Raw genomic sequence first — 21,439 nt, 5'->3', positions numbered from 1 at the left:
TTTACATCAGGCATAATTTACCATAAAACCGAGCTTGTCTTGTTGCCACGCTCCTGACGGTTTTATTAATACAACGGAACTATAAAAGCAAAAAATTATGAGTGCATTAATAGAAGAGCTCAAGGTCAAACTTATAGAAGTTTTGAGTCTGTCAGATGTAAAACCTGAAGATTTTGATGAAAACAGTCAACTGGTTGGAGGTGAACTCGGTATCGATTCCATTGATGTTTTAGAAATGGTTGTCATGGTAGAAAAAGACTATGGCATCATCATCAATAATCAGGAAGTCGGTCAAAAGATCTTTGCAACACTCACAAATCTCGCCGAGTACATCCAAGAAAACTCCACCGAATCATCATCTTGAACAACCAACCGGTTTATATTATAGGAAGAGGGATCATCAGTTCCCTGGGGGTCGGACTAGCTGCCACAGAAAAGACTCTTCGCGAAAACAGCTCGGAAATACGACCTCTTCAACTGTTTTCCCTGCTTCAAGGACCACCGCTTCCTGTGGGTGCTGTTCCTGAAATAGAACAATCATCGTCTCTGCTCCCGAGGACCCACCAGTTGGCTGGCATTGCCGCCATGCAGGCCATGGAAGAATGTTCCCATCCACCTGATGCGATCATTATAGGTACCACAACTGGGGGAATTTTTACCACCGAGCAGTTACTGAAAAACGGAGATCAGAACAAAGAGCACTACCAGCACCACGGCTTGCACACTGTCGCCAGTTCTCTTGCTGATCAGGTCAGATGTACAGGTCCTGTTATAGTGGTTTCCACGGCCTGCTCATCGGGCGCTGTGGTCATGGGCATTGCGCTGAAAATGCTTCGAAGCGGCGCTGTAAAAACAGTCTTGGCTGGGGGTGTTGACTCTCTTTCTCGTCTTACCTATTTTGGTTTCCACTCCCTGCAACTGGTTGACCAGTCCGGCTGTAAACCCCTTGATCAAAACAGACAAGGCATGGCTGTAGCTGAAGGCGCTGGCATGCTTCTTTTAAGTACCGAAAAATCTAAAAATTGTTCAACTGAACTCCTTGGTGCCGGACTATCCTGTGATGCCTACCATCCGGCAGCCCCACACCCCGAGGGTCAGGGCGCATTTATGGCGATGCAGGGAGCCCTGTCCGATGCAGGGATTGAGCCCGCAGATATTAGCTATATAAATCTTCACGGTACAGGCACTCCGGATAATGACCTGGCAGAATCCAAAGCCATACGCAAACTCTTTACAACCCTGCCTCCCCTTTCATCGATTAAGGGCGCTTCAGGTCACAGCCTTGCAGCCGCAGGGGCCATTGAAGCGGTGGTTGCCACCATGGCAATATCCCATGATTTCATGCCCGCCAATACCGGTGTACAAGACGTTGACCCAGCGCTTGGACTAACTCCGATAACAAGCCCACGTACACAGCCCACCAAGGCGGTTCTCTCCAACTCTTTTGGTTTTGGCGGGAACAATGGATCACTTGCCATCGGCGCAGTTGATACCTTTAGGGGAACATCCTCCGCACTACCTAAAGCGGGGCTTGCAATCCATGGTTACTCCTGCCTGACAGGTGCTGGAGATATCAACGAAACCCTCCACGGAATACAGACAGGTTCTCCAGTCTCAGGCATGGCAGGACTCGATACAATTTCTAAAAACCTGCCATCGCGATTAGTACGCAGGCTTAAACGATTACCGCGAATGACGCTTGCCCTTGCTGGAGAGGCCATTGAACATTCGACACTTGAGCAAAAACCCTCGTCTGTATTTATGGGCACCAGCTGGGGTGCCCTTTCTGAGACCCATGATTTCCTGGATCGCCTACAAGAATCCAAAGAGAAATTTCCCAGCCCCACTGACTTTGTTGGCTCTGTTCATAACGGACCAGCCAGTCAGGTCGCAATATTTCATGGCGCAACAGGGCCCAACATTACCACAAGCGGGGGAGATTATTCGTTTGAACAGGCACTGCTCACCGCAGAACTGATGATGGATGAATCGCCAGAAGCAGCCCTCATCCTTGGCGCTGATGAAGGGCATGAAGTTTTTTCACCACTCTTTGATCCTTCCATTGCGCAAGGCTCAACGCTTGCCGATGGTGGCGGCGCTCTTTCGGTAAGTAGGAAAAAAGACGGTGCAAAATGCATCCTATCCCTCCCATTCTACCGGAGTAGTACAACAGAAGACGTTATTGCAAAACTTGTGGACTCGCTAACCACTCTTAAACAACAGGGCGGTTACACGCTTATACTTGCTGGTATCCCTGCCGCCATGCACAGTGAGGGAAAACGGCAGCTTGAACAGTTTTTGTCAATATCTAAGCTCACAGCTCCCATTGTCGACTACCGTAAAATTACAGGAGAGTTTGGCTCTGCGTCGGCTGTTGCCACCTCTCTTGCCGCCTCCTTTTTTGAATCAGGAGTGATCCCAGCCGCTCTTACCGGAGGCAGTGATATTGATACAACGGCAAAAACATCGAAAATTCTCATCCTGGGTCTTGGGGAATACGTGACGGCTATGGAACTCGAAAGGCCATGAGAATCCTCCTTGTATCGCCCAACACACTCACAGTTCCCTACCCTGTCTACCCCTTAGGTCTCGATTATGTAGCTACCTCTATCTCTTCTGATCACGAGGTAGAAATTGCAGATCTCAACACACTTACGCTGACCGATCTCGCTGAAATCGTAACTACTTTCTCCCCGAATATCATAGGACTGTCCTGCCGCAATGTTGACAACATGGATCCAGGCGACTTCCATTGTTTTCTCGAAGATTACGCAAAAATTGTTTCCCACTTACGATCACACTCAAAGGCAACTATTGTTTGCGGGGGCAGTGCCTTCACCATCATGCCCGAACGGATTTTTCCCATCCTTGGTGCAGATTATGGAGTAATTGGAGAAGGAGAACGATTCGGCCTGCTTATTGAAGCCATTAACGAGGGAAGGGACCCGGCAGAACTGCCAGGCGTCATTACCTCCACCAACATAGATAAAAACGCCCCACCTCCCTGGGAAGGCCCAATAAAACGTGATTTTCAAAGCCTCAGCCATAACAGTTTTTACCTTACAAAGGGAGGTATGCTCAATCTCCAGAGCAAACGAGGCTGTTGCTTTAACTGTATCTACTGCTCCTACCCTCATATTGAGGGGCACAAACATCGCCTGGTAGATCCGAAAGACGTAGCAAAAACAGCTCTTGAGTTACAGGCAGCAGGGGCTAAATATTTCTTTATCACCGACTCTGCCTTTAATTCCGATATCAAGCACAGCCTGGAAGTGGCCAAAGCCTTTAAGACCGCTGGTGTTTCAATTCCATGGGGCAGCTTTTTTGCCCCCATGAAGCATCCTGAAAATTACTTCCAGACGCTCGCAGATGCAGGCCTGTCCCATGTTGAATTTGGCACAGAATCCTTGTCAGCTTCCGTATTAAAAACATATCGTAAACCTTTTTCAGTGGGTGATGTTTTTACCGCCCACGAGCAGGCACTTGACGCCGGATTACATGTTGCCCACTATTTCCTCTTGGGGGGGCCCGGAGAATCCGCTGCAACCATCACAGAAAGTCTCGATAACATTGATGCACTGAAAAAGGCTGTCTTCTTTTTCTTTATCGGCATCAGGATCTACCCCGAAACGGCACTCTACGATATCGCAATGGCTGAGGGTAAAATCACACCTGACACCAATTTTCTGGAACCGATCTTTTATACTGCCGACGATATTGAACAACAAACCATCGAGGCAATGGTAGAGTCAAGGGCTGGTAAACGAAGTAACTGGATTTTTGGAGCCGGTAATCCTGAAGAGACCAAAACGGTTAGTGCAATGTATGAGCGGGGGTATACGGGGCCGCTCTGGGAGTATCTCATTCGCTGATGAACTCGTAAAAACCCGATCTACTTCGTTATAGATCTTAAGCGATGGTTTATCGAACCTTTTACCAGAGCTCATCTCCATGGTTATTTTTTATGAAAACATCTATCATTACTGCGAACTATGAAAGGGCCTTCATCCATACCTAAAAATGTGCTGATCATTGGGGCTGGTATAGGCGGTCTCAGCACTGGAATAATTTTAGCAAAGCTTGGTTTTGACGTTACTGTCCTTGAGAAAAACAGTCAGCCGGGCGGACTAATGCGAAGCTATAGCCGTGATGGAATCGAATGTGACGTTGGAGTGCACTACCTTGGATCCCTTGACCGGGGCCAGGTCCTCAGGACTTTCTTTGACTATCTCGGTGTCACCGATGCTATTCCTGTTAGCAGGATGGGGACAAACGGGATAATCGACAGATATATTTTTGACGCTGCCGAGAACCAATCATCAACCTTTGATCTCCCTCAAGGTCTTGATAACTATGCTGAAAACCTCAAGCAGGCGTTTCCACTTGAACATGAGACAATAGACAAACTCATTAAACCCATACATAAGGCATCCAGGCAACTGCACCAGCTGGAATTTTTGTATGCAGGTGATACGGGTTTTTCCCTGTCTGATCAGTTCGATCCTCTTGGGAAAATACTTTCGGACCTTCGATGTTCTCCCGGTTTACAAAGTGTTCTATCCATCCCTTCCTGCTGGATTGGAGTCCCTTTACATGACTGTCCTGCCTACTATCATAACATGGCACTTGCGTCCTATGTTTCCTCTTCCTGGCGTCTTAAGAAAAATGGCTCGGATATGGCAAAGGCTTTTGCAACGAAGTTCAAGGAACTGGGCGGAAAGATAGTCACCAATGCAGAAATTAACCGAATCAATGTTCAGTCACGTGTTGTAAAAGGAGTAGAGTTACAATCCGGGGAAACTTTGGCAGCAGATAGCGTCATAGGAGCAGTACACCCAAAAGTTGTTTTACAGATGCTGGCCGAGGGAGATGTGAAACCCTCATACCGGCAACGAATCAGCAGTTTGCAGGACACCCATGGAATTTTTTCGGTTCATGTCAAGATCGATGCTGGATGCCATCCGGAAATCCCCTACAACATCTTTACAATCGACACCGAAAAGCCAGGAAAGGAACCCGATTTAAAATATTATCAAATCAGGAAAACTGAAAAGTCAGAAAGTAATCTCCTGTCCATCCTCACCTCAGGAAAGGACGAGTTATGGGCCCCTTGGATAGAGACCAAAAGTGGTCAACGTGGTAAAGAGTATCTCGCATTAAAAGAGCAACGCGCAGCTCAACTCGTTATAGAGGCGGAGCAAATGTTCGGCCCTCTTAAAAACGCAAAAATCCTTGATACCTACACACCACTCACAATGCGAGATTGGGTCAACACTCCAGGTGGGAGCGCCTACGGAGTACTGCGATCATCGAGTCAGATGCTCGCCACGGCTCTTCTTAATCGAACCGCAGTGAAGGGGTTATATCTTTCCGGGCAAAACGTCACAGCTCCCGGAGTTATCGGCACCATAATGGGCTCTTTTAATACTGTAAAGTTGATACTCGGCACAGATGAGTTTAATAAAATGATCCATTTTTAGGGAGCTAGCCTTGATTCGCATCGCACTATTTGTCATTTTCACAATATTTTTCATCAGCTTTTCAAGGCGAGCTTTAAGTAATTCGAAGGCCCACGGCTTCTACCGTTTTTTTGTCTTTGAAGGGATTTTACTTCTCGTCTTACTCAACTACCCATACTGGTTCATGGAGCCATTTTCACCAGTACATCTTTTGTCCTGGTGCCTTTTGCTCATATCGATTGTTTTTATCGTCAATTCTCTCATGATGCTCAAACAGAGTGGCGGCCATGCAGAACGAGAAGATATGCCGGAGAATCTTTCTTTTGAAAATACTGTCAATGTAGTGGATGAAGGTCTTTATCACTTTATTCGACACCCCATGTACAGCTCCCTGCTGTTTCTTGCCTGGGGTGCGTTTTTTAAACATATTACGCTGATAAACGTAATACTGGTTCTAACAGTGACTGGCCTGCTCATCGCTGTGGCCAAGGTGGAAGAGCGCGAGAATATCAGTTTTTTTGGAACAACGTATACAGAGTACATGCAACGTACTAAGATGTTTATTCCTTTGATATTGTAAGCAACAACCGTTCTTGGGATGAGCTCACAATACAGCCTACAAAATTTCTTTATTAAGAAACATGTCCCAAAGTAATTTCATTGTTTTCGGAGTATGACCGCCTGCAGTCGTTATAACACGATCACCAGGCAGGGCATCTTCTAAAATCTTCTGGGACTTTACATAGGTGTCTTCTGTACCATATCCAAGGTAAATCACAGGCTTGCCCTGGGGATTATCCGTACTCGTTTTAAGCCAATCCCACACCATGCGCTGCCAGTCCTTATCAGGATCGTATGGTCCCGGTTGCCATTGCGCCAGACCTCCACTATCTGAGATTTCTCCTATGATTGAATCATAGCCAAGAAATGGTGAAATCGCATACACCCCGGTCACATCTTCTGGATAAAAACGGCTGTAAATTATGGCCCCTAAACCGCCCATTGAAGCACCAACAAGAAAAATATTATCATACCCCTTCGCTTTAGCCGGTTCAATGAGATCCGACTTTAGACGCCCAACCAGAGTTTCCCCAAAATAATAGCCAAAATGGGCATCGGGAGCGACCATGTCGTAGGGTAGGCTTCGTTGTGTTACTGAATCAACAAAGCCTTTTGCAGCAAAATCTTCGTGACTTCCTCCCCTTCCTCTTAAAAAGATAATAAGGCTCTTTTGGGATTTGAATTCATCTGCATTGTAATAGAGTGATTCGAGAGGCGCGTTGGTTGAGCAACTGGAGAGCGATATCATAATAAGGATTAAAAGAGATATACGAATTGCTAGCATAGACTGCCCCCTTTCTTTTTATAAAGCATCTATTTGCAGCTTAGCATCGGTGATAAAATGAACCCGCCATGGAAAGAGATCGTTAAAATCTTCTGTTTTTTGACGAGCCACCCACTGCAATTCTTTGTCTGCTGTTTTCTGATTCCCCGATACCTGATGATAGTATTTCCCTTTTCCCCACCTGGGAAGCAAGTAACCTTTCCCCTCTGAGATTGATCTTTCCATATACATTTCAGCAACCTCATTATCCCCACCAAATATTTTTGGTAAAGCGAAATAACAAATACTATACGCAAATTCTACGGCGCCATTACCAAAGTCAGGAGCCACCAACGCAATTCTATCCAGAAAAGCAATAGCGTGCTTAAGCCAGCCGACATTGATAATCTTCATGGGCATTGTCATACCCTCTTTGAATTCATACTGTAGAGCTATCACCCAAAAAAGCATAGCCTCAGCGTCTTGTTGCTGGAGTGTGCCCACTGCGTTCCATGGTTCCAGACCCTTATTTACAGCCTGTCCGAACTCCGGGTTGGTATACATTGACAGCTCACAATATTTCATTGCCTGTCTAAAATGTGCGGTTTTCTCCGCCCTATCAACAGTGTAGGCGGTGCCCAGAAGTATATGAAGATTACCCAGATAGGCGAGAGCTGCCCGGTGCATTGGTTCCACAGTCAAAACGTGCTGCAGCAATTCCATACTTGCCAGTATACTTTCGTAATCTGCAGAAACATCAATTTTGGTTCGAGCTTGCAGATATAACTGTTCCCCCTGATCAGAACCTGTAATCTGTCCAGCTTCTTCCCACGAGGGATGCCAGCTTTTCTTTCCACATCCAGCAAGTAGCAATATCAGAAGGCCCAACACCCAAATCGGGGATTTAAAAGACATCAGATTCTCCTCTGTCTACCGCGCTGCATTACGTTCTAACCCCGATAAACGTGATAAGTACATTGTGAGTTACTCTTGCCCCACTCAACAGAGTTCTCAATCATTGAAAGTTAATTCAGCATGAACAAACAGTTTGTGAGGCAACAGAAAGATTATTTCTTTTTCTTCTTTTTGCAGGAGTCTGATTCGCTGCAGGCCTTACAATCTTCAGCCTCTGGACACTTCTTACAAAACTTATCCTTCTTTTTATATTTACCGCAACATTTTTTCTTTTTCTTAGACACAACAACCTCTTATGTAAATCACCCGAAAACTTGCAACAAGAAAACTCCCCTTGTATCAAATCAGCAGGCAAGCATTAAACTATTCCCGCCTTTGCTGCGACGTCCCTCCACATTTCAGCATACACTTTTCCAACCGAGCCTTTACCGGTATAGGTGGTCACAGGAGCCCTATGCACCCCCATACGCTCGATATCCGTGGAAAAAGGTATATAAGGTTTAAGTAAGTTCTTATATTTTTTTCGCAACGTCAACATGCTCTCTTTGTGCAAATTTTTACTGACCTGAACCATGGAAAAAAACGGTAACAATTTTTTCCTGCTAAAACCGTTCTCTTCAAAAAAAGTGTACAGTTGTTCGAGGGTCCGCGCAGATAAGGTCGTGGGGATTACAGGGACAACAATCTTATCTGCCGTCTTAAAGACATTTTCTGATAACAAGGAAATATTAGGGGGACAGTCGAGAATAATGACGTCGTAATCGTTACCCACAGCCCTTAAAGCCTTTTTAAGCCTAGACCTGCTGTTTTTCATCCGCGAAAGGAAAATATCAAAATCCTTAAAGGTTAAATTCGCAGGAACAAGATCGAGATCTTCATAATCACTGGCCCTGATGGCATCCGTAAACCGCTCAACATCTTTAAAAAAGGCCCGTTCTTTAAGCTTTTTTGAGGGCTTTATTCGAAAGTAAAATCCGGAGGCTCCCTGTGGGTCAAGATCACACAATAGCGTCCGCTTCCCGCTCATAGCACAGGCATAGGCCAGATTAACGGAGGTTGCTGTTTTTCCAACCCCACCTTTATTGCTGTAACAGGCGATAATCTTCATTTATAGCTCCCCCTTCTGCTGAAATAGCTGTTTAAATAGCGCCCGTGTCTCTTCACTGTTAAAACGCGTGAAGTTTTTCATCACCTTCTTGCGCTCTTTGAGTTGCAGGCTATAGAGCATTGCTGTCAAGGCTCCGATGGCTTCAATAAGCTGCATCTCATCACCTTTAAAACTCTTTAGATCATTCTCCAGCACCTGACGCAAAAACTCCTGCTGGACTGAGTAATCGTTGAACTTACCAAGATTGTCCTGCAATATTTTCAACGTCTTAATAAGCGTTTTAATATCATCTTCAGGAAAAAGAGGCGTAAAAAACTCCATAAGATAGCGCAGTTTTTTGCAACTTATTCGCAGCTGATGGACCACCTCATCTTTGGTGTTTTTATCTATAGTACCTGCAATCCGGCACACCTGTGCATAGCGCTTAAGAACAAGTTTACTTGCAAGAACCTTCGATGGCAGTTTCCCTTTAGCTCCTGCAGGAAGTGAACTACCCTCTAAAAAGAATTGCGCCAGCCCCTCGACCCGTTTTTTATAGGTGGTACTGCCAAGATTCTGTTTTACCTTCTTCAGTTCTTTTTTTCTCTCTTTACCAAAGAAATCAAACAGTATTTTCAAACCTGCAAGAGACGGTTTAGGGACCATGGTAAAATAGTGTTCTTTTTCCATGAGGTACACATCCAGGTCTCGCAGACGATTAGTGCATTGCATAATGGAGGCAAATTCCTCCTTAAGCTCCACGGTCTTTTCCGTTTCATAGACCCCCTTAAAGAGACTGAGTACGGAACGGACCTTTCTAAAACTCACTCTGTAATCGTGCAGGTATTCTGTATCATAATCAGCTATAACTCCTGACTCATTGAGTCGTGCAGTTTTTATGAATTCGCGAATGATGGTTGCCGCTGTCTCACTCGCAGGGGCTCCGGCCTCAAGAGGCAAGGCTGGTTTACTGGTGTAGGTGTTGATTTTTACTCCCAGAAGAGCAAATATTTCAGCTGCCTTGTCAAGTGATGCAAAATCATGTCCCTTAAGAAGGTCTATAAGATCATTGTAAGCTCTAGAGTATCCTCTTAACGAGGTCACCGTTCCAACACTTATGGCAGTCTTTCCCTTCCAGAGAACAAGATTATTATACCTTGCGCGGGTCTTGCCTTCATCATCGAGCAAGGCCCCCCTGTCCTGTCGGACCTTGATACTTACAACAGGTAAAAAGGCACGAAGCTCAGAAAGTTCGCCGAGCAGATCCGCAATGGGACCTGGCGGTAGATCGGCTGCGAATCTCCAATCACCTGCAAAACCCTGTTCTAAAATAGAACCATCCTTGAGATTCACCAGAACCTGACCCTCGTCAAGCTGCAGGAGGAGTAGATCTTTCTTAAGCAATACATTATCGAAGGTATCCAGGATTACACCGTCCACCTTCTCACCCTTTTCTTCACGAATTTTGTACTCTTTTGTCTCATCCAGCGACTTGTTTAGTGACTTAGCCCTGAGCACTGAATGACCAATATAGATGAATGGATCCATATTGATTCACCTCCTTGATGTATTATTCTCAATATATTCTTTCACAAGAGTCTCTAAAATCGCCTGGATACTTGTCTCCTGCTCTACTGCAAGCAGCTTGAGATCTTTGAGCACTTTAGCATCAAGACGAAGGGAGGTACTCTTCTTCTTTTCTTTTGGCATCGCGGCCTCCTCAAACAAATCGCAATTATGACGTCATTGCATCATGACATACTGACACCGGCCAATCTACTATAGGTTCAATATAAAACACTTATTTTTTAACGACTTAACCAAATACTCATAAAACACTAACAATAGATTCTTATTATTACAGCTTTTATTAATAATCTGTTAAACTATGGATAAGTATAGCAATGAGTGAAGAAGCCGAGCAGGAATTAACAGTATCAAGCAACCATCAAGAAGCACCCGTTGCCGACCAAAACCCACAAACAACCATGAAAGAAAAAACAGTCGTGGCATCCCCACAAAGCTTTGACCTCAAATCCGCCGAATGGTACCTGAACCGGGAACTCACCTGGCTCGAGTTCAATAAACGTGTGCTCCACGAAGGTCAGGACACGCGAAACCCTTTGCTTGAGCGGGTATTCTTTCTTGCAGTCGTCGGGTCTAACCTTGATGAATTTTTCATGAAGAGGATTGGAGGACTCAAGCAACAGGTTGGTGCCAGTGTCAAAAAACTATCCATAGATGGTCGTCTTCCCCAGGAACAGATAGATATTTGCTATGAATCCGTGCGCGAGATACGGGACCAGCAGCTGAGTCTTGAAATTGAGCTTCAGCAACTCCTGGCCAAAGAAAAGATTTTTATCAAACGTTATCTGGATCTGCCTGCACGGGACAAAAAGAAAATAGATAGTTATTTTCTGAACGAAATTTATCCACTTCTCACTCCTCAGGGCATGGACCCGGCGCATCCTTTTCCTTTTATTTCCAACCTCTCCATTAACCTTTTAGTGAGTTGTCACTATCCGGACAGTGACCACAGTTATCTTAACCGCATCAAGATCCCGGTTAGCTCAGATATGCCCCGTTTTGTTAAGATTGGCAAAACTGACACCTATATCCTGCTTGAAGACCTCGTGGCAAACAACATGGAGCTTCTTTTGCCCGGCATGGTGATAGAAACCTGTGAAACATTCAGGGTGACCAGAAACGCCATAACAGACAGACACGAAGAGCAGGCAAATGATCTTCTCGGGATGATCGAAACGGCTCTCAGGGATAGAAAATTCGCTGAAATAGTACGCCTTGAAGTTGAATCCACCATGCTCGACCATCATAAAGGTAAGCTTGCTGCAGAACTGGGAGTGGATGAAGACATGGACGTCTTCGAAGTCGATGGCATATTAGGACTGAGGGACCTCTTTGAAATCAATGCAATAGACCGTTCAGACCTCCACTTTATCCCCCATCAGCCCACAGATAACCCGGAACTACTCGGGGATGACCCCAATATATTCCACACCATCCGGGAACACAGCGACATCATGCTGCAGCACCCCTATGAGTCTTTTGAGACCTCTGTTGAGAGGTTTTTAAGAGAGGCCAGTCAGGACCCTAAGGTCCTTGCCATCAAGATGACACTGTACCGTACAGCAAAGGACTCAAAGATAATCCAGTATCTCATCGATGCAGCCCTCAACGGAAAACAGGTGGCTGTAGTTGTGGAACTCATGGCTCGTTTTGATGAATCTGCAAATATCAGATGGGCAGGTTTCCTGGAAGAAGCTGGCATCCACGTCACCTATGGGGTTGTGGGCCTTAAGACCCACTCAAAGCTCATTTTCGTTATCCGTAAAGATTACAATGGCTTGAGACGTTACGCCCACATCGGAACCGGTAATTATCATGCTGGAACTGCCCGGGCATATATGGATTTGGGCCTGTTAACCTGTAACCCTGATATCGGAGCTGACCTCACCGAACTTTTTAACTATCTGACCAGCGGCTACACCCCTGTACGGCAATACACCAAGTTGCTTCCGTCCCCCAAACTGCTCAAAAAAGCACTGTTAACTAAAATCGAAAGAGAAATCGCCTGTCACAAATCTAATGGGAAGGGTTTGATCCAGTTCAAGACCAATGCCCTGGAGGACCGTGATATTGTTGAGGGACTCTATAAGGCTTCCCAGGCGGGTGTTCATGTGGATCTTATTGTTCGCGATAGTTGCCGTCTGCGTCCGGGAATCAAAGGATTATCCCAAAATATCAGGGTAATTTCCCTCGTGGGAAGGTTCTTAGAGCACACTCGGATTTTTTATTTTCATAATAATGGAGAAGAAGAATACTTCATAGGATCAGCTGATCTGATGAAACGTAACCTTGAAAGCAGGGTTGAGGTGTGCACACCCATAGATTCCGTCAAAAATATTAATCTATTACGGGAAATCCTTGACCTACAACTCACAAACACCCGTAATGTTTGGGAGATGGACGATAAGGGCAGCTATACCCAACTGCAATCAGTGGAAAAAAATGGTGATATTTGTATTCATCGTTACCTCATTGAAAGTGCTGAAAAACGTGCAGCAGCCGGTCGAAGGGCGCTTGCAAGAAAGAGAAGCAAGAAAAAATTACCGGGTAGATCTTCAGGCAAAAAGAGAAATAAATAAGACTCTACCCCCGATACACGGGAGAAGTGCCTTGTTGGCAACAATCAACTTCACGATTCTAAATATTGTTCCTGAGTTTCTCGGAGTCTACGCTACCTGTTTTTTTAATCAGAAGTTCAAGAGTAAGGCACTAAAAATCAGACGGAATGAATAACACAAGCACACCGATCTTATTTGAGCACCAGAGTGATTATCCATGTAGTCCACAACAACTCTATGACTGGCATAGTAGGTTTGGCGCTCTGGAACGTCTTTTGCCTCCGTGGGAAAAAACAAAAATCATCTCCCGCGAGGGTGGGATAGACCCAGGGGGCAGAGTTGTACTAAAAATGAGTGCAGGCCCCATCCCCTTTTACTACCATGCCCACCATATCGAAAATGTTCCGGGTGAAATGTTTCGTGATGTACAGGAAAAGGGTCCTTTTTCCAGTTTTTCCCATTCCCACTATTTTAAGAAAACAGATTTCGGTTCAACCCTGTATGACAAGGTTGAGTATCGCTTGCCCTTTGGCAAGCGACTACCATCATTTCTTAAAAAACATGTCCACTCAAGTCTTCAGCAGGTATTCCACCATAGAAAAAGTATTATAACTGAAGATATAAAAGTACATCTCAGGTGCAGCAGTACGCCTCTTCGCATACTTATATCGGGATCAAGCGGCGTCCTTGGCCGGGAACTCATCCCCTTTCTTACCACCGGGGGACATCAGGTATGGACACTGGTACGCCGGAAACCAAATTTCGAAAAGCAGGAAATTTTCTGGGATCCTGAAAACGATATCCTCGATGCATCACAACTCCCAAAGCTCGACGCAGTCATTCACCTGGCTGGCGAATATATTGGTCTTTCACGGTGGTCTGAAGAAAAGAAACAGCGGGTCATTAACAGCCGAGTCGACGGCACGAAGCTTATAAGTCGAGTTATCAGTTCACTACCAGTCAGACCAAAGGTCTTTCTCAGCGCCTCTGCAGTGGGTTACTATGGAGATACTGACCTCACAAATATCAGTGAAGCAAATGCGCAAGGAACCGACTTTATTTCAAAGGTTTGCGGCCTCTGGGAAGACGCAGCCAAGGAGGCCACTGATACCGGGATTAGAACAGTATTTCTCCGTTTAGGTGTAGGCCTCACTCCACGGGGCGGGGCTCTTGAGAAGATTATCGAGACTTCTCCCTTGGGATTTATGAGGCGTTTTGGATCTGGTAACCAATACATAAGCTGGATCAGTACAGATGATATGATCTCGGCCATGCTCCACTGCCTAGCCACTGAGTCACTTCATGGTCCGGTGAACATTGCAGCGCCAGAACCTGTCACCAATGCGGAGTTTATGAAGACGCTTGCAAGGGTTGCCAGGCGCCCTCTACTCATACCTATCCCTTCGACACTACTCAAAATAGTCTATGGACAGATGGCGTCTGAAATATTACTTTCAGGATGTCATGTCTCAAGCAGAAAACTTGTTGAATCCGGTTTTGAATTCAGGCATCCAACCCTTGAGCTTGCATTAACGAAATTACTTGGAAAGGATACTATCGCCTCGTCCAGCACTTCAAACATGGGAAATTGTAGTGAATAAATCATTAAAGGTCACCCTGTGGTTCATCATGATCACTGCACTCACCTGTGGTTTCCTTCACCATCTCATCTCGCCTGCTGTTATGAACTTTGAGAGGTTACATATCTTTTTGTTCAATCTTGTAAGTGGCGGCACCCTACTCATTTACTTTACAGAAAACACAAGACGACTCAGCAGAAAAGGCTATACCTTCCTGTTTTTTGCCCTGCTTTTTGCTTTCTGTGCCTTTATGGAGTGGTATGGACCGACCCTTATTATTCCGCTTATTCTCGCAGTTATCATCGAGTCGGTTCGCGTGGGCCACTTTGGTAACTGCCTTCCGGTTGCCCTTTTCACCAAAAAAGAAACCACCTCCAGAAAATTCCATCAGGCCTCACTGCTCTGTCTTTCTCTGGGGCTTGTAATCTCAACTATTGCTATCCTCAACAGTGAATACACCCACTGGTTTACTCTTGAAAAGCTGACCCTCGACACATTTTTCCTCGGTTTTTCATTCCCGATTTCCCTCATCAGTATGTCAGTGATTTTTGCTCTGATGAAAAACAATAGTGCTCCTCCATCAAAGTTTTTAAAGGAGATCTCCTTTTGGATTATTAACCTTGGGGTTATCATTTTCTTTCTCTTTATCCTCGCCAACTGGTTTCTTCCCCAGGTCTTTATCGCAACCCTTTTGTTTATCACTGTAAGTCTGGTACTCTACCTCTACTGGCAACAGGGGATGCGCCTGCAGCAAAAGTCGTTTTTAACCTCAGGTATCCTCTTTTTGGTTATCACTTCAATCACAGGAATTATGTACATTTTCCTGGAATTTTCAGATTATTACACACCAAATTTTTCTTTGCCCCTTCTTAGAATGCACGCATTCACCGCCCTCTATGGCTGGAATCTAAGCGGCCTTGCAGTGATCAGCAGACATGGAGACTTTCCCATCCGACTGCACTCTCAAAAAGTCATCATACTCCACTGGGTCACGGTGCTTATTCTCTGCCCTCTAGGATACTTCTATCCCCTTCCAGCAGTTGCAGCAATTCTATGTTACGGATACCTGCTCTACACCCTTCTTTTTAATCACGGTCAGGTGGATGTTGGAATGGTCAAGGCGGAAGACAAGGTTTTAGAAGAAATGCCAGCTCAATAACTGAGTTCTGTCCCCTCGAATTAACCAAAAAACGAACCTATGACCGATACTACTATCAGCAAAAAAATTCTTATAATCGCCACCGGTGGAACTATTGTCTGCGCAAGCTCCGATAACGGATTGCTTCCTCACTACAACGTAGATGATTTGCTGAAGTGCGTTCAACCGTGTCATAAACATCATACCATTAACGGTACGATGGTTATGAACATTGATAGTTCCAACATGACGCCCAAATACTGGCTTACAATTGCAAGGGCCATAGAGAAAGAATATTCTCAATACGATGGTTTTGTCGTTACCCATGGAACCGACACCATGGCCTATACTGCTGCAGCTCTCAGCTATATTTTAGAAGGCCTTGACAAACCAGTAATTATTACCGGCTCACAGTACTCAATGACAGACAGTGCAACCGACGCCATACACAACCTCAATGATGCCATACTCTTTGCAAGTGAAGATCTGGCCGGTGTCTTTATTGCTTTTGATGGCTTACTGATTAACGGAACCCGCGGGATCAAAACAAAAACTAAAAGTTATGACGCCTTTAAAAGTGTAAATTACCCACCCGTGGCAGGAGTCAAGCACAACCGAATCAGTTACAATCAATCTGTCTGCGCACATTTCAAAAATGATTTTAGCCACAACAAAAGCACTGCCAATTCTCTGAGGGTAGCCACTAGAGTTGAAGAGAAAATATTCGTTCTAAAGCTTTTCCCGGGCCTTGACACGGGTATTTTTGACTACCTTAAAACCAACATGAAAGGAGTCATCATTGAGAGTTATGGTATCGGAGGAGTTTCTTCTGAGATTATTGACATTGCAACCAAGGTAAAAGAACTCACAGAAGCAGGAGTCTCAGTGGTTCTCACCACCCAGTGCCTGCAGGAGGGTGTCAATTTTCATGTCTACCAGGTAGGGCGTTCCCTGCCCCTTGATAAAATTATTTACGGTAAAGATATGAATACAGAAGCACTGGTAGCAAAACTCATGTGGGCCCTTGGAAAAACGAACGACCCGACAGAGGTTAAAGAGCTCATCGAAACCCCAATGCGTGATGACATACTGGAAAATCCTGAACAATTTTATTTTTCGTAAAAAAGTTACGATGAATGAGAGAAAAAAGGAATGAAAACATGAAACGAATAACACAAATCACCCTGTTGGTCATTTCAGTCGTATTTCTTTTTGGTGGTCCTGCACTAGCCTGGAAAAATAAGATTGTAAACAATCAGTTTAAGGTCGCTAACTATATCGTCCAACTGCAAAATGGGGCCAATCCCGATAAAATATCACGCCCGACCCTGCGTCGAGATAAACGATCCGCCGCAAATGCTGCGAATAGAGAACTGCGGGAGGCAATGGATGCTGCAGAAGAACTCGCAAGAGCCGGAAAGCCTGAACTCATTAAACCGCCATCATTTAGAAGAATTGTTTCTGAAGAGAAATATCAGGAGATGGAAAAACAAATCAAGTAATTGAAAAAGAATAGTCTGTGCACAGATGTACACAGACTATGTATACAGAGAACATATTTTATTTTATATTTTTTAGTACCTCACCAAGGGTGTCTTTGGCATCACCAAAAAGCATTCGGCTGTTCTCTTTATAAAAAAGAGGATTGTCGACTCCTGCATAGCCTGTTGCCATAGAACGTTTTAAAACCACTGAGACCTTCCCCTTCCAACATTGCAATACCGGCATACCAGCAATAGGGCTGTCTGGCTCTTCTTCTGCTGCGGGATTAACAATATCATTGGCCCCAATGACAACAGAAACATCTACATCAGGGAAGTCCCCATTGATCTCATCGAGTTCAAAAACTATATCATAGGGCACTTTGGCTTCAGCGAGCAACACATTCATATGTCCAGGCATCCGCCCCGCGACAGGGTGGATTCCAAAACGCACATTAACATTTTTCTCTCTAAGTTTACGGGTGATTTCAAACACCGTATGCTGAGCCTGTGCGACGGCCATCCCATATCCTGGAATGATCATTACCTCTTTCGCTCCCATGAGCATTTCAGCCACCTCAAGTGGTTGCACAGCTTGAACGTCCCCAGCATCCCCAGCAGCTCCAGTAGCCGTTGATCCCCCTGAGGTTCCAAAACCTCCAGCGATAACCGCTAAAAATTTGCGGTTCATAGCGCGGCACATAATATAACTCAAGATAGCACCACTGGATCCAACCAGGGCACCCACCACAATAAGCAGATCATTGCTGAGCATAAAGCCGGTGGCAGCAGCCGCCCAACCTGAGTATGAGTTGAGCATGGAGACAACCACAGGCATATCAGCGCCACCAATGGCAAGTACCATATGCACTCCAAAGGCAAGAGCGATAAGGGTCATAAGTACCAGTGGTAACGCACCTCCACCTGCCTGCGACTGACCAACAAATGTGAAACAGAGCCAGATAGCCCCGAGAAGAAGCCCCAGGTTAAGATAGTGCCTTCCCGGCAAGAGCAATGGTTTACCCGATATCTTTGCACTGAGCTTTAAGTAGGCCACAATCGAGCCAGAAAAGGTCAAGGCGCCGATGAGAATACCCAGGTAGGTTTCAACATCATGAATTGTCTTTTCCGCACCAACAAGTGAACCGCCATGATCGAGAAAATTAGCAAACCCCACCAACACTGCAGCAAGACCAACCAGACTGTGGAGGATGGCAACCAACTCCGGCATGGCAGTCATCTCCACCCTTTTGGCAAGCACCAGACCGGCCCCCCCACCTATAACAAGACCTAAGATGAGAATAAAATAGTTAGCAGTCACCATTCCACTGATAGTTGCCACCAGCGCCATAACCATACCGACCATGCCGTAATAGTTGCCGCGACGTGCAGTTTCCTGACGACTGAGTCCGCCAAGTGCCAATATAAAAAGAACCGTGGCCCCTATATAGGCCACAGACATTATTCCTTGAGACATTTTTTCACTCCCCCCTATTTCCTGAACATTTCCAGCATGCGCTGGGTTACGGCAAAACCACCGAAGATGTTAACGCTGGTTATTAAAATCGCGATTCCTGCCAAAAATCGAATCAGAAAACTGTCTGAAGAGATCTGAATGAGGGCACCGATTATTATGATAGAGCTAATGGCATTGGTGACACTCATAAGAGGTGTATGCAAGGAAGGCGATACATTCCAGATCACCATATAACCAACAAAACAGGCGAGTACAAAAACAGTAAAGTGGGACATAAAGGATGCTGGAGCTACCGAACCAAGCCCTAACAGTGCAGTGGCACCAATGGCAAAGGGTACAAGAAAACCCCAGGCCGATTTTTTCTCTTCTTTGACAACGGGTTTTGCGGGTTCAGCTTCTTTTTTGGGTGCTGCTGAAAGTTTAGGTGCAGGAGGCGGCCAGGTGATCTCACCATTTTTAATAACCGTGGCTCCCCGAATCACCTCATCGTCCATATTTACATTGACCACCCCATCTTTTTCAGGGGTGAGATCAGTGAGCAGGTGTTTAAGATTTGTGGCATAGAGCTGACTGGACTGAGTTGGCAGTCTTGCGGGTAAATTAGTATAACCAATAATAGAAACACCGTGCTGTACTACCACCTTATCAGGCTCAGACAGTTTACAGTTACCTCCCATTTCCGCTGCAAGATCCACTATGACGCTGCCATTTTTCATACTGCGAACCATATCTTCGGTAATGAGTTCTGGAGCCGGTTTTCCTGGGATAAGCGCCGTTGTGATTATTATATCAACTTCTTTTGCCTGCTCAGCAAAAAGAGCCATTTCTGCCTTGATGAACTCTTCACTCATCACCTTAGCGTAACCACCTTCTCCAGAGCCATCATCATCGCCTGCAAAATCGAGGAGCAAAAACTCCCCATCCATACTTTCTACCTGTTCTTTCACCTCAGGCCGGGTATCAAAGGCTCGAACAATGGCTCCCATACTCTTGGCAGCACCAATGGCTGAAAGTCCAGCTACACCTGCCCCGATCACAAGAACCTTGGCCGGTTCAATCCTTCCGGCAGCTGTAATCTGTCCCGTGAAAAAACGACCAAAGTGCTGTGCGGCCTCAACCACAGCGCGGTAACCCGCAATATTTGCCATGGAGCTAAGGGCATCCATCTTCTGGGCCCTTGAGATCCTCGGCACAGAGTCCATGGCAAGTACTGTTAATTTCTTTTCTACCAGCTGGGCCATTAAATCTTCGTTCTGTGCCGGCTGGATAAAACTGATAAGGTGTTGTCCCTCTCGCAGAAGAGACACCTCCCCCTGCTCTTCGTTTGGCGCACGGACCTTTAAAATCAGATCACTCTGCTGATAGAGCGACTCTCTATCTACAGCGATCTCCGCACCTGCTTCTATATATTTTTCATCACTAAATTTTGATAGCTCGCCAGCTCCGGCTTCAATCATCACTTCATAACCGAGCTGAATGACTGCTGTGATAACGTCAGGCGTCATTGCGACTCGCAATTCACCTTGGTGTTGTTCTTTAGGCACCCCAATTCGCATCATAAATCTCCTCTGATATTGTGGGTTAGTTAGGCAAGTAACTGCAATACATGAAACACAATCAAAAGGATATTCATGGATGGGCGCTTTGGCTATTAAGAGATGGCTTTAAAAGTGGTTTTTTATAGATCATCCTTTGTCTTTATCTTCAATCGATATGGCATCGTTGGAAACTCCCAGAGGAATTATCTATGACAATAGGTCACAACCTTGCTACTATTGGACAACTGTAAAAGCTCCAGAGCCTGACATAAACATACAACAGCCAGCAGGCCAACTGTTGTTACATATTCAAGAGTTGTAAACCCTAACACACAGCTCACAGGAATTACCTACCAGAAAGAATGGGAAAATATAACCAGAAGAAATTACAGATTTTTAGCTCTATCACGACAAGCAGATTCATTGTGATATTCATTCTTTTAGTTTTCATACCAAACCAAGGAATGTCAGATCAACTAATGGAAAAGATTGAGAAAGAAGGTGTCCTTCGGGTGGGCTTTCAGGAAGATGTTACCCCGTTCTCCAGTTTTGATGAAATTTCAAGACTTCATAGGGGCTTTTCGGTGGATATGGCAGGTCAACTGGTTCATTATCTCTCAAAACGATTTAATAAAACAATCAGGCTGGAACCGGTAAGGCTCCGTGCAACCCAGCGAGCCGCCATGATTTTAAATGATGAAATTGATATTGAAATGGGTGCTTCCACCCAGACCTATGACCGAGAAAAAGAAGTAGATTTCAGTCTTATCTACTTTACCTCCGAGACAACATTTTTGGTCAGTAAAGCTTCAGGCATTCTTGAAACCTCGGGAATGAGCAATAAACGTATAGTCGCTGGAAAAGGAACAACCAACCTCCTTCTTCTTCAGCAGATGAAAAAATCCGGCCAAATACTGCCTAAAGAGATTCTTTCCTACGACACCCACAACCTGGCCCTTTGGGCCCTTGTTAATGGTGAAGCAGATGCCTATTGCGCTGACCGTGTACTCCTTACCACCAAACGATTACAGACACCTCACCCAGATGACTGGATAATACTTGAAGATTCAGTTGGTTACGAACCATACGCCTTTATGATCCCTGAAAACAATTCAGACTTTCGTGACTTTGTAAATGATACCATTCGCTGGACCATTCTTACCGGAAAGTACTTCGATATCTATGAACAATGGATGGGACCGCTGGGCATTGGGCCGTTTAAAATGTCCCCAAGCTTTAAAGAATACCTGAGCGTTATAACCTACCCAATACCTGACAATTGGTGGGCCAGGTAA

General features: G+C 45.3%; 19 protein-coding genes. 11 read left to right on the top strand and 8 right to left on the bottom strand.

The window, feature by feature from the left end; translation table 11 throughout:
• The first annotated feature begins 97 nt into the window (after window positions 1-97).
• The 5 genes from ACX6CI_RS02960 to ACX6CI_RS02940 all read left to right on the top strand — a co-directional run bounded on the left by ACX6CI_RS02960 (window position 98) and on the right by ACX6CI_RS02940 (window position 6,039).
• Window positions 98-364: a phosphopantetheine-binding protein gene (locus tag ACX6CI_RS02960; RefSeq protein WP_458776688.1), complete on the top strand. Its 267-nt coding sequence runs from the start codon at window positions 98-100 to the stop codon at window positions 362-364.
• Window positions 361-2,529: a beta-ketoacyl-[acyl-carrier-protein] synthase family protein gene (locus tag ACX6CI_RS02955; protein ID WP_458776687.1), complete on the top strand. Its 2,169-nt coding sequence runs from the start codon at window positions 361-363 to the stop codon at window positions 2,527-2,529. Before ACX6CI_RS02960 ends, ACX6CI_RS02955 begins: the two co-directional genes overlap by 4 nt.
• Window positions 2,526-3,872: a lipid biosynthesis B12-binding/radical SAM protein gene (locus ACX6CI_RS02950; protein ID WP_458776686.1), complete on the top strand. Its 1,347-nt coding sequence runs from the start codon at window positions 2,526-2,528 to the stop codon at window positions 3,870-3,872. Before ACX6CI_RS02955 ends, ACX6CI_RS02950 begins: the two co-directional genes overlap by 4 nt.
• Before the next feature lie 120 nt (window positions 3,873-3,992).
• Window positions 3,993-5,480 carry a phytoene desaturase family protein gene (locus ACX6CI_RS02945; protein WP_458776685.1) on the top strand — a complete coding sequence of 496 codons (1,488 nt, stop codon included), beginning with the start codon at window positions 3,993-3,995 and terminating at the stop codon, window positions 5,478-5,480.
• A 10-nt stretch (window positions 5,481-5,490) separates the two neighbouring features.
• Window positions 5,491-6,039, top strand: a complete 549-nt coding sequence (locus ACX6CI_RS02940; RefSeq protein ID WP_458776684.1) for a methyltransferase family protein — start codon at window positions 5,491-5,493, stop codon at window positions 6,037-6,039.
• Window positions 6,040-6,075: 36 nt separating this feature from the next.
• On the opposite strand, the gene ACX6CI_RS02935 is transcribed toward ACX6CI_RS02940, so the two are convergent.
• From ACX6CI_RS02935 to ACX6CI_RS02910, 6 genes are all read right to left on the bottom strand, one after another.
• The gene (locus tag ACX6CI_RS02935) at window positions 6,076-6,804 is read right to left on the bottom strand and encodes an alpha/beta hydrolase-fold protein (RefSeq protein ID WP_458776683.1); all 729 of its coding nucleotides are present in this window, start codon (window positions 6,802-6,804) and stop codon (window positions 6,076-6,078) included.
• Between the two features lie 18 nt (window positions 6,805-6,822).
• Window positions 6,823-7,698: a TRAP transporter TatT component family protein gene (locus ACX6CI_RS02930; RefSeq protein WP_458776682.1), complete on the bottom strand. Its 876-nt coding sequence runs from the start codon at window positions 7,696-7,698 to the stop codon at window positions 6,823-6,825.
• A gap of 152 nt (window positions 7,699-7,850) precedes the next feature.
• Complete coding sequence (locus ACX6CI_RS02925; RefSeq protein WP_458776681.1) at window positions 7,851-7,982, bottom strand: hypothetical protein; 132 nt, start codon at window positions 7,980-7,982, stop codon at window positions 7,851-7,853.
• Window positions 7,983-8,056: 74 nt separating this feature from the next.
• Window positions 8,057-8,806, bottom strand: coding sequence for a ParA family protein (locus ACX6CI_RS02920; protein WP_458776680.1), 750 nt, complete (start codon window positions 8,804-8,806; stop codon window positions 8,057-8,059).
• On the bottom strand, window positions 8,807-10,333 hold the full coding sequence (locus ACX6CI_RS02915; RefSeq protein ID WP_458776679.1) for a CHAD domain-containing protein: 1,527 nt from the start codon (window positions 10,331-10,333) through the stop codon (window positions 8,807-8,809). It abuts the gene before it with no gap.
• Between the two features lie 6 nt (window positions 10,334-10,339).
• A complete protein-coding gene (locus tag ACX6CI_RS02910) occupies window positions 10,340-10,495 on the bottom strand; it encodes a CopG family transcriptional regulator (RefSeq protein ID WP_458776678.1) in 156 nt (51 codons plus the stop codon).
• A 278-nt stretch (window positions 10,496-10,773) separates the two neighbouring features.
• Here ACX6CI_RS02910 and ppk1 point away from each other — a divergent pair, with 278 nt between their 5' ends.
• The 5 genes from ppk1 (at window position 10,774) to ACX6CI_RS02885 (ending at window position 17,150) form a co-directional block, all read left to right on the top strand.
• Window positions 10,774-12,951, top strand: a complete 2,178-nt coding sequence (gene ppk1, locus ACX6CI_RS02905) for a polyphosphate kinase 1 (protein ID WP_458778425.1) — start codon at window positions 10,774-10,776, stop codon at window positions 12,949-12,951.
• Window positions 12,952-13,097: 146 nt separating this feature from the next.
• Window positions 13,098-14,531, top strand: a complete 1,434-nt coding sequence (locus ACX6CI_RS02900; protein WP_458776677.1) for a TIGR01777 family oxidoreductase — start codon at window positions 13,098-13,100, stop codon at window positions 14,529-14,531.
• Window positions 14,524-15,669, top strand: a complete 1,146-nt coding sequence (locus tag ACX6CI_RS02895) for a hypothetical protein (protein WP_458776676.1) — start codon at window positions 14,524-14,526, stop codon at window positions 15,667-15,669. The genes ACX6CI_RS02900 and ACX6CI_RS02895 overlap by 8 nt, the downstream gene beginning before the upstream one ends.
• 39 nt (window positions 15,670-15,708) lie before the next feature.
• Window positions 15,709-16,770: an asparaginase gene (locus ACX6CI_RS02890; RefSeq protein ID WP_458776675.1), complete on the top strand. Its 1,062-nt coding sequence runs from the start codon at window positions 15,709-15,711 to the stop codon at window positions 16,768-16,770.
• A 38-nt stretch (window positions 16,771-16,808) separates the two neighbouring features.
• Window positions 16,809-17,150, top strand: a complete 342-nt coding sequence (locus tag ACX6CI_RS02885; protein ID WP_458776674.1) for a hypothetical protein — start codon at window positions 16,809-16,811, stop codon at window positions 17,148-17,150.
• A 58-nt stretch (window positions 17,151-17,208) separates the two neighbouring features.
• Here ACX6CI_RS02885 and pntB read toward each other — a convergent pair whose 3' ends face one another.
• Together pntB and ACX6CI_RS02875 are read right to left on the bottom strand one after the other, a co-directional pair.
• The gene (gene pntB / locus ACX6CI_RS02880; protein WP_458776673.1) at window positions 17,209-18,606 is read right to left on the bottom strand and encodes a Re/Si-specific NAD(P)(+) transhydrogenase subunit beta; all 1,398 of its coding nucleotides are present in this window, start codon (window positions 18,604-18,606) and stop codon (window positions 17,209-17,211) included.
• A gap of 14 nt (window positions 18,607-18,620) precedes the next feature.
• Window positions 18,621-20,162: a Re/Si-specific NAD(P)(+) transhydrogenase subunit alpha gene (locus ACX6CI_RS02875; RefSeq protein WP_458778424.1), complete on the bottom strand. Its 1,542-nt coding sequence runs from the start codon at window positions 20,160-20,162 to the stop codon at window positions 18,621-18,623.
• 461 nt (window positions 20,163-20,623) lie between these two features.
• Between ACX6CI_RS02875 and ACX6CI_RS02870 the strand changes: the two genes are divergently transcribed.
• The gene (locus ACX6CI_RS02870) at window positions 20,624-21,439 is read left to right on the top strand and encodes a transporter substrate-binding domain-containing protein (protein ID WP_458776672.1); all 816 of its coding nucleotides are present in this window, start codon (window positions 20,624-20,626) and stop codon (window positions 21,437-21,439) included.

The sequence above is a fragment of the Desulforhopalus glucosivorans genome, assembly GCF_054397165.1.
This window is presented reverse-complemented; position numbering and strand designations above follow the sequence as displayed.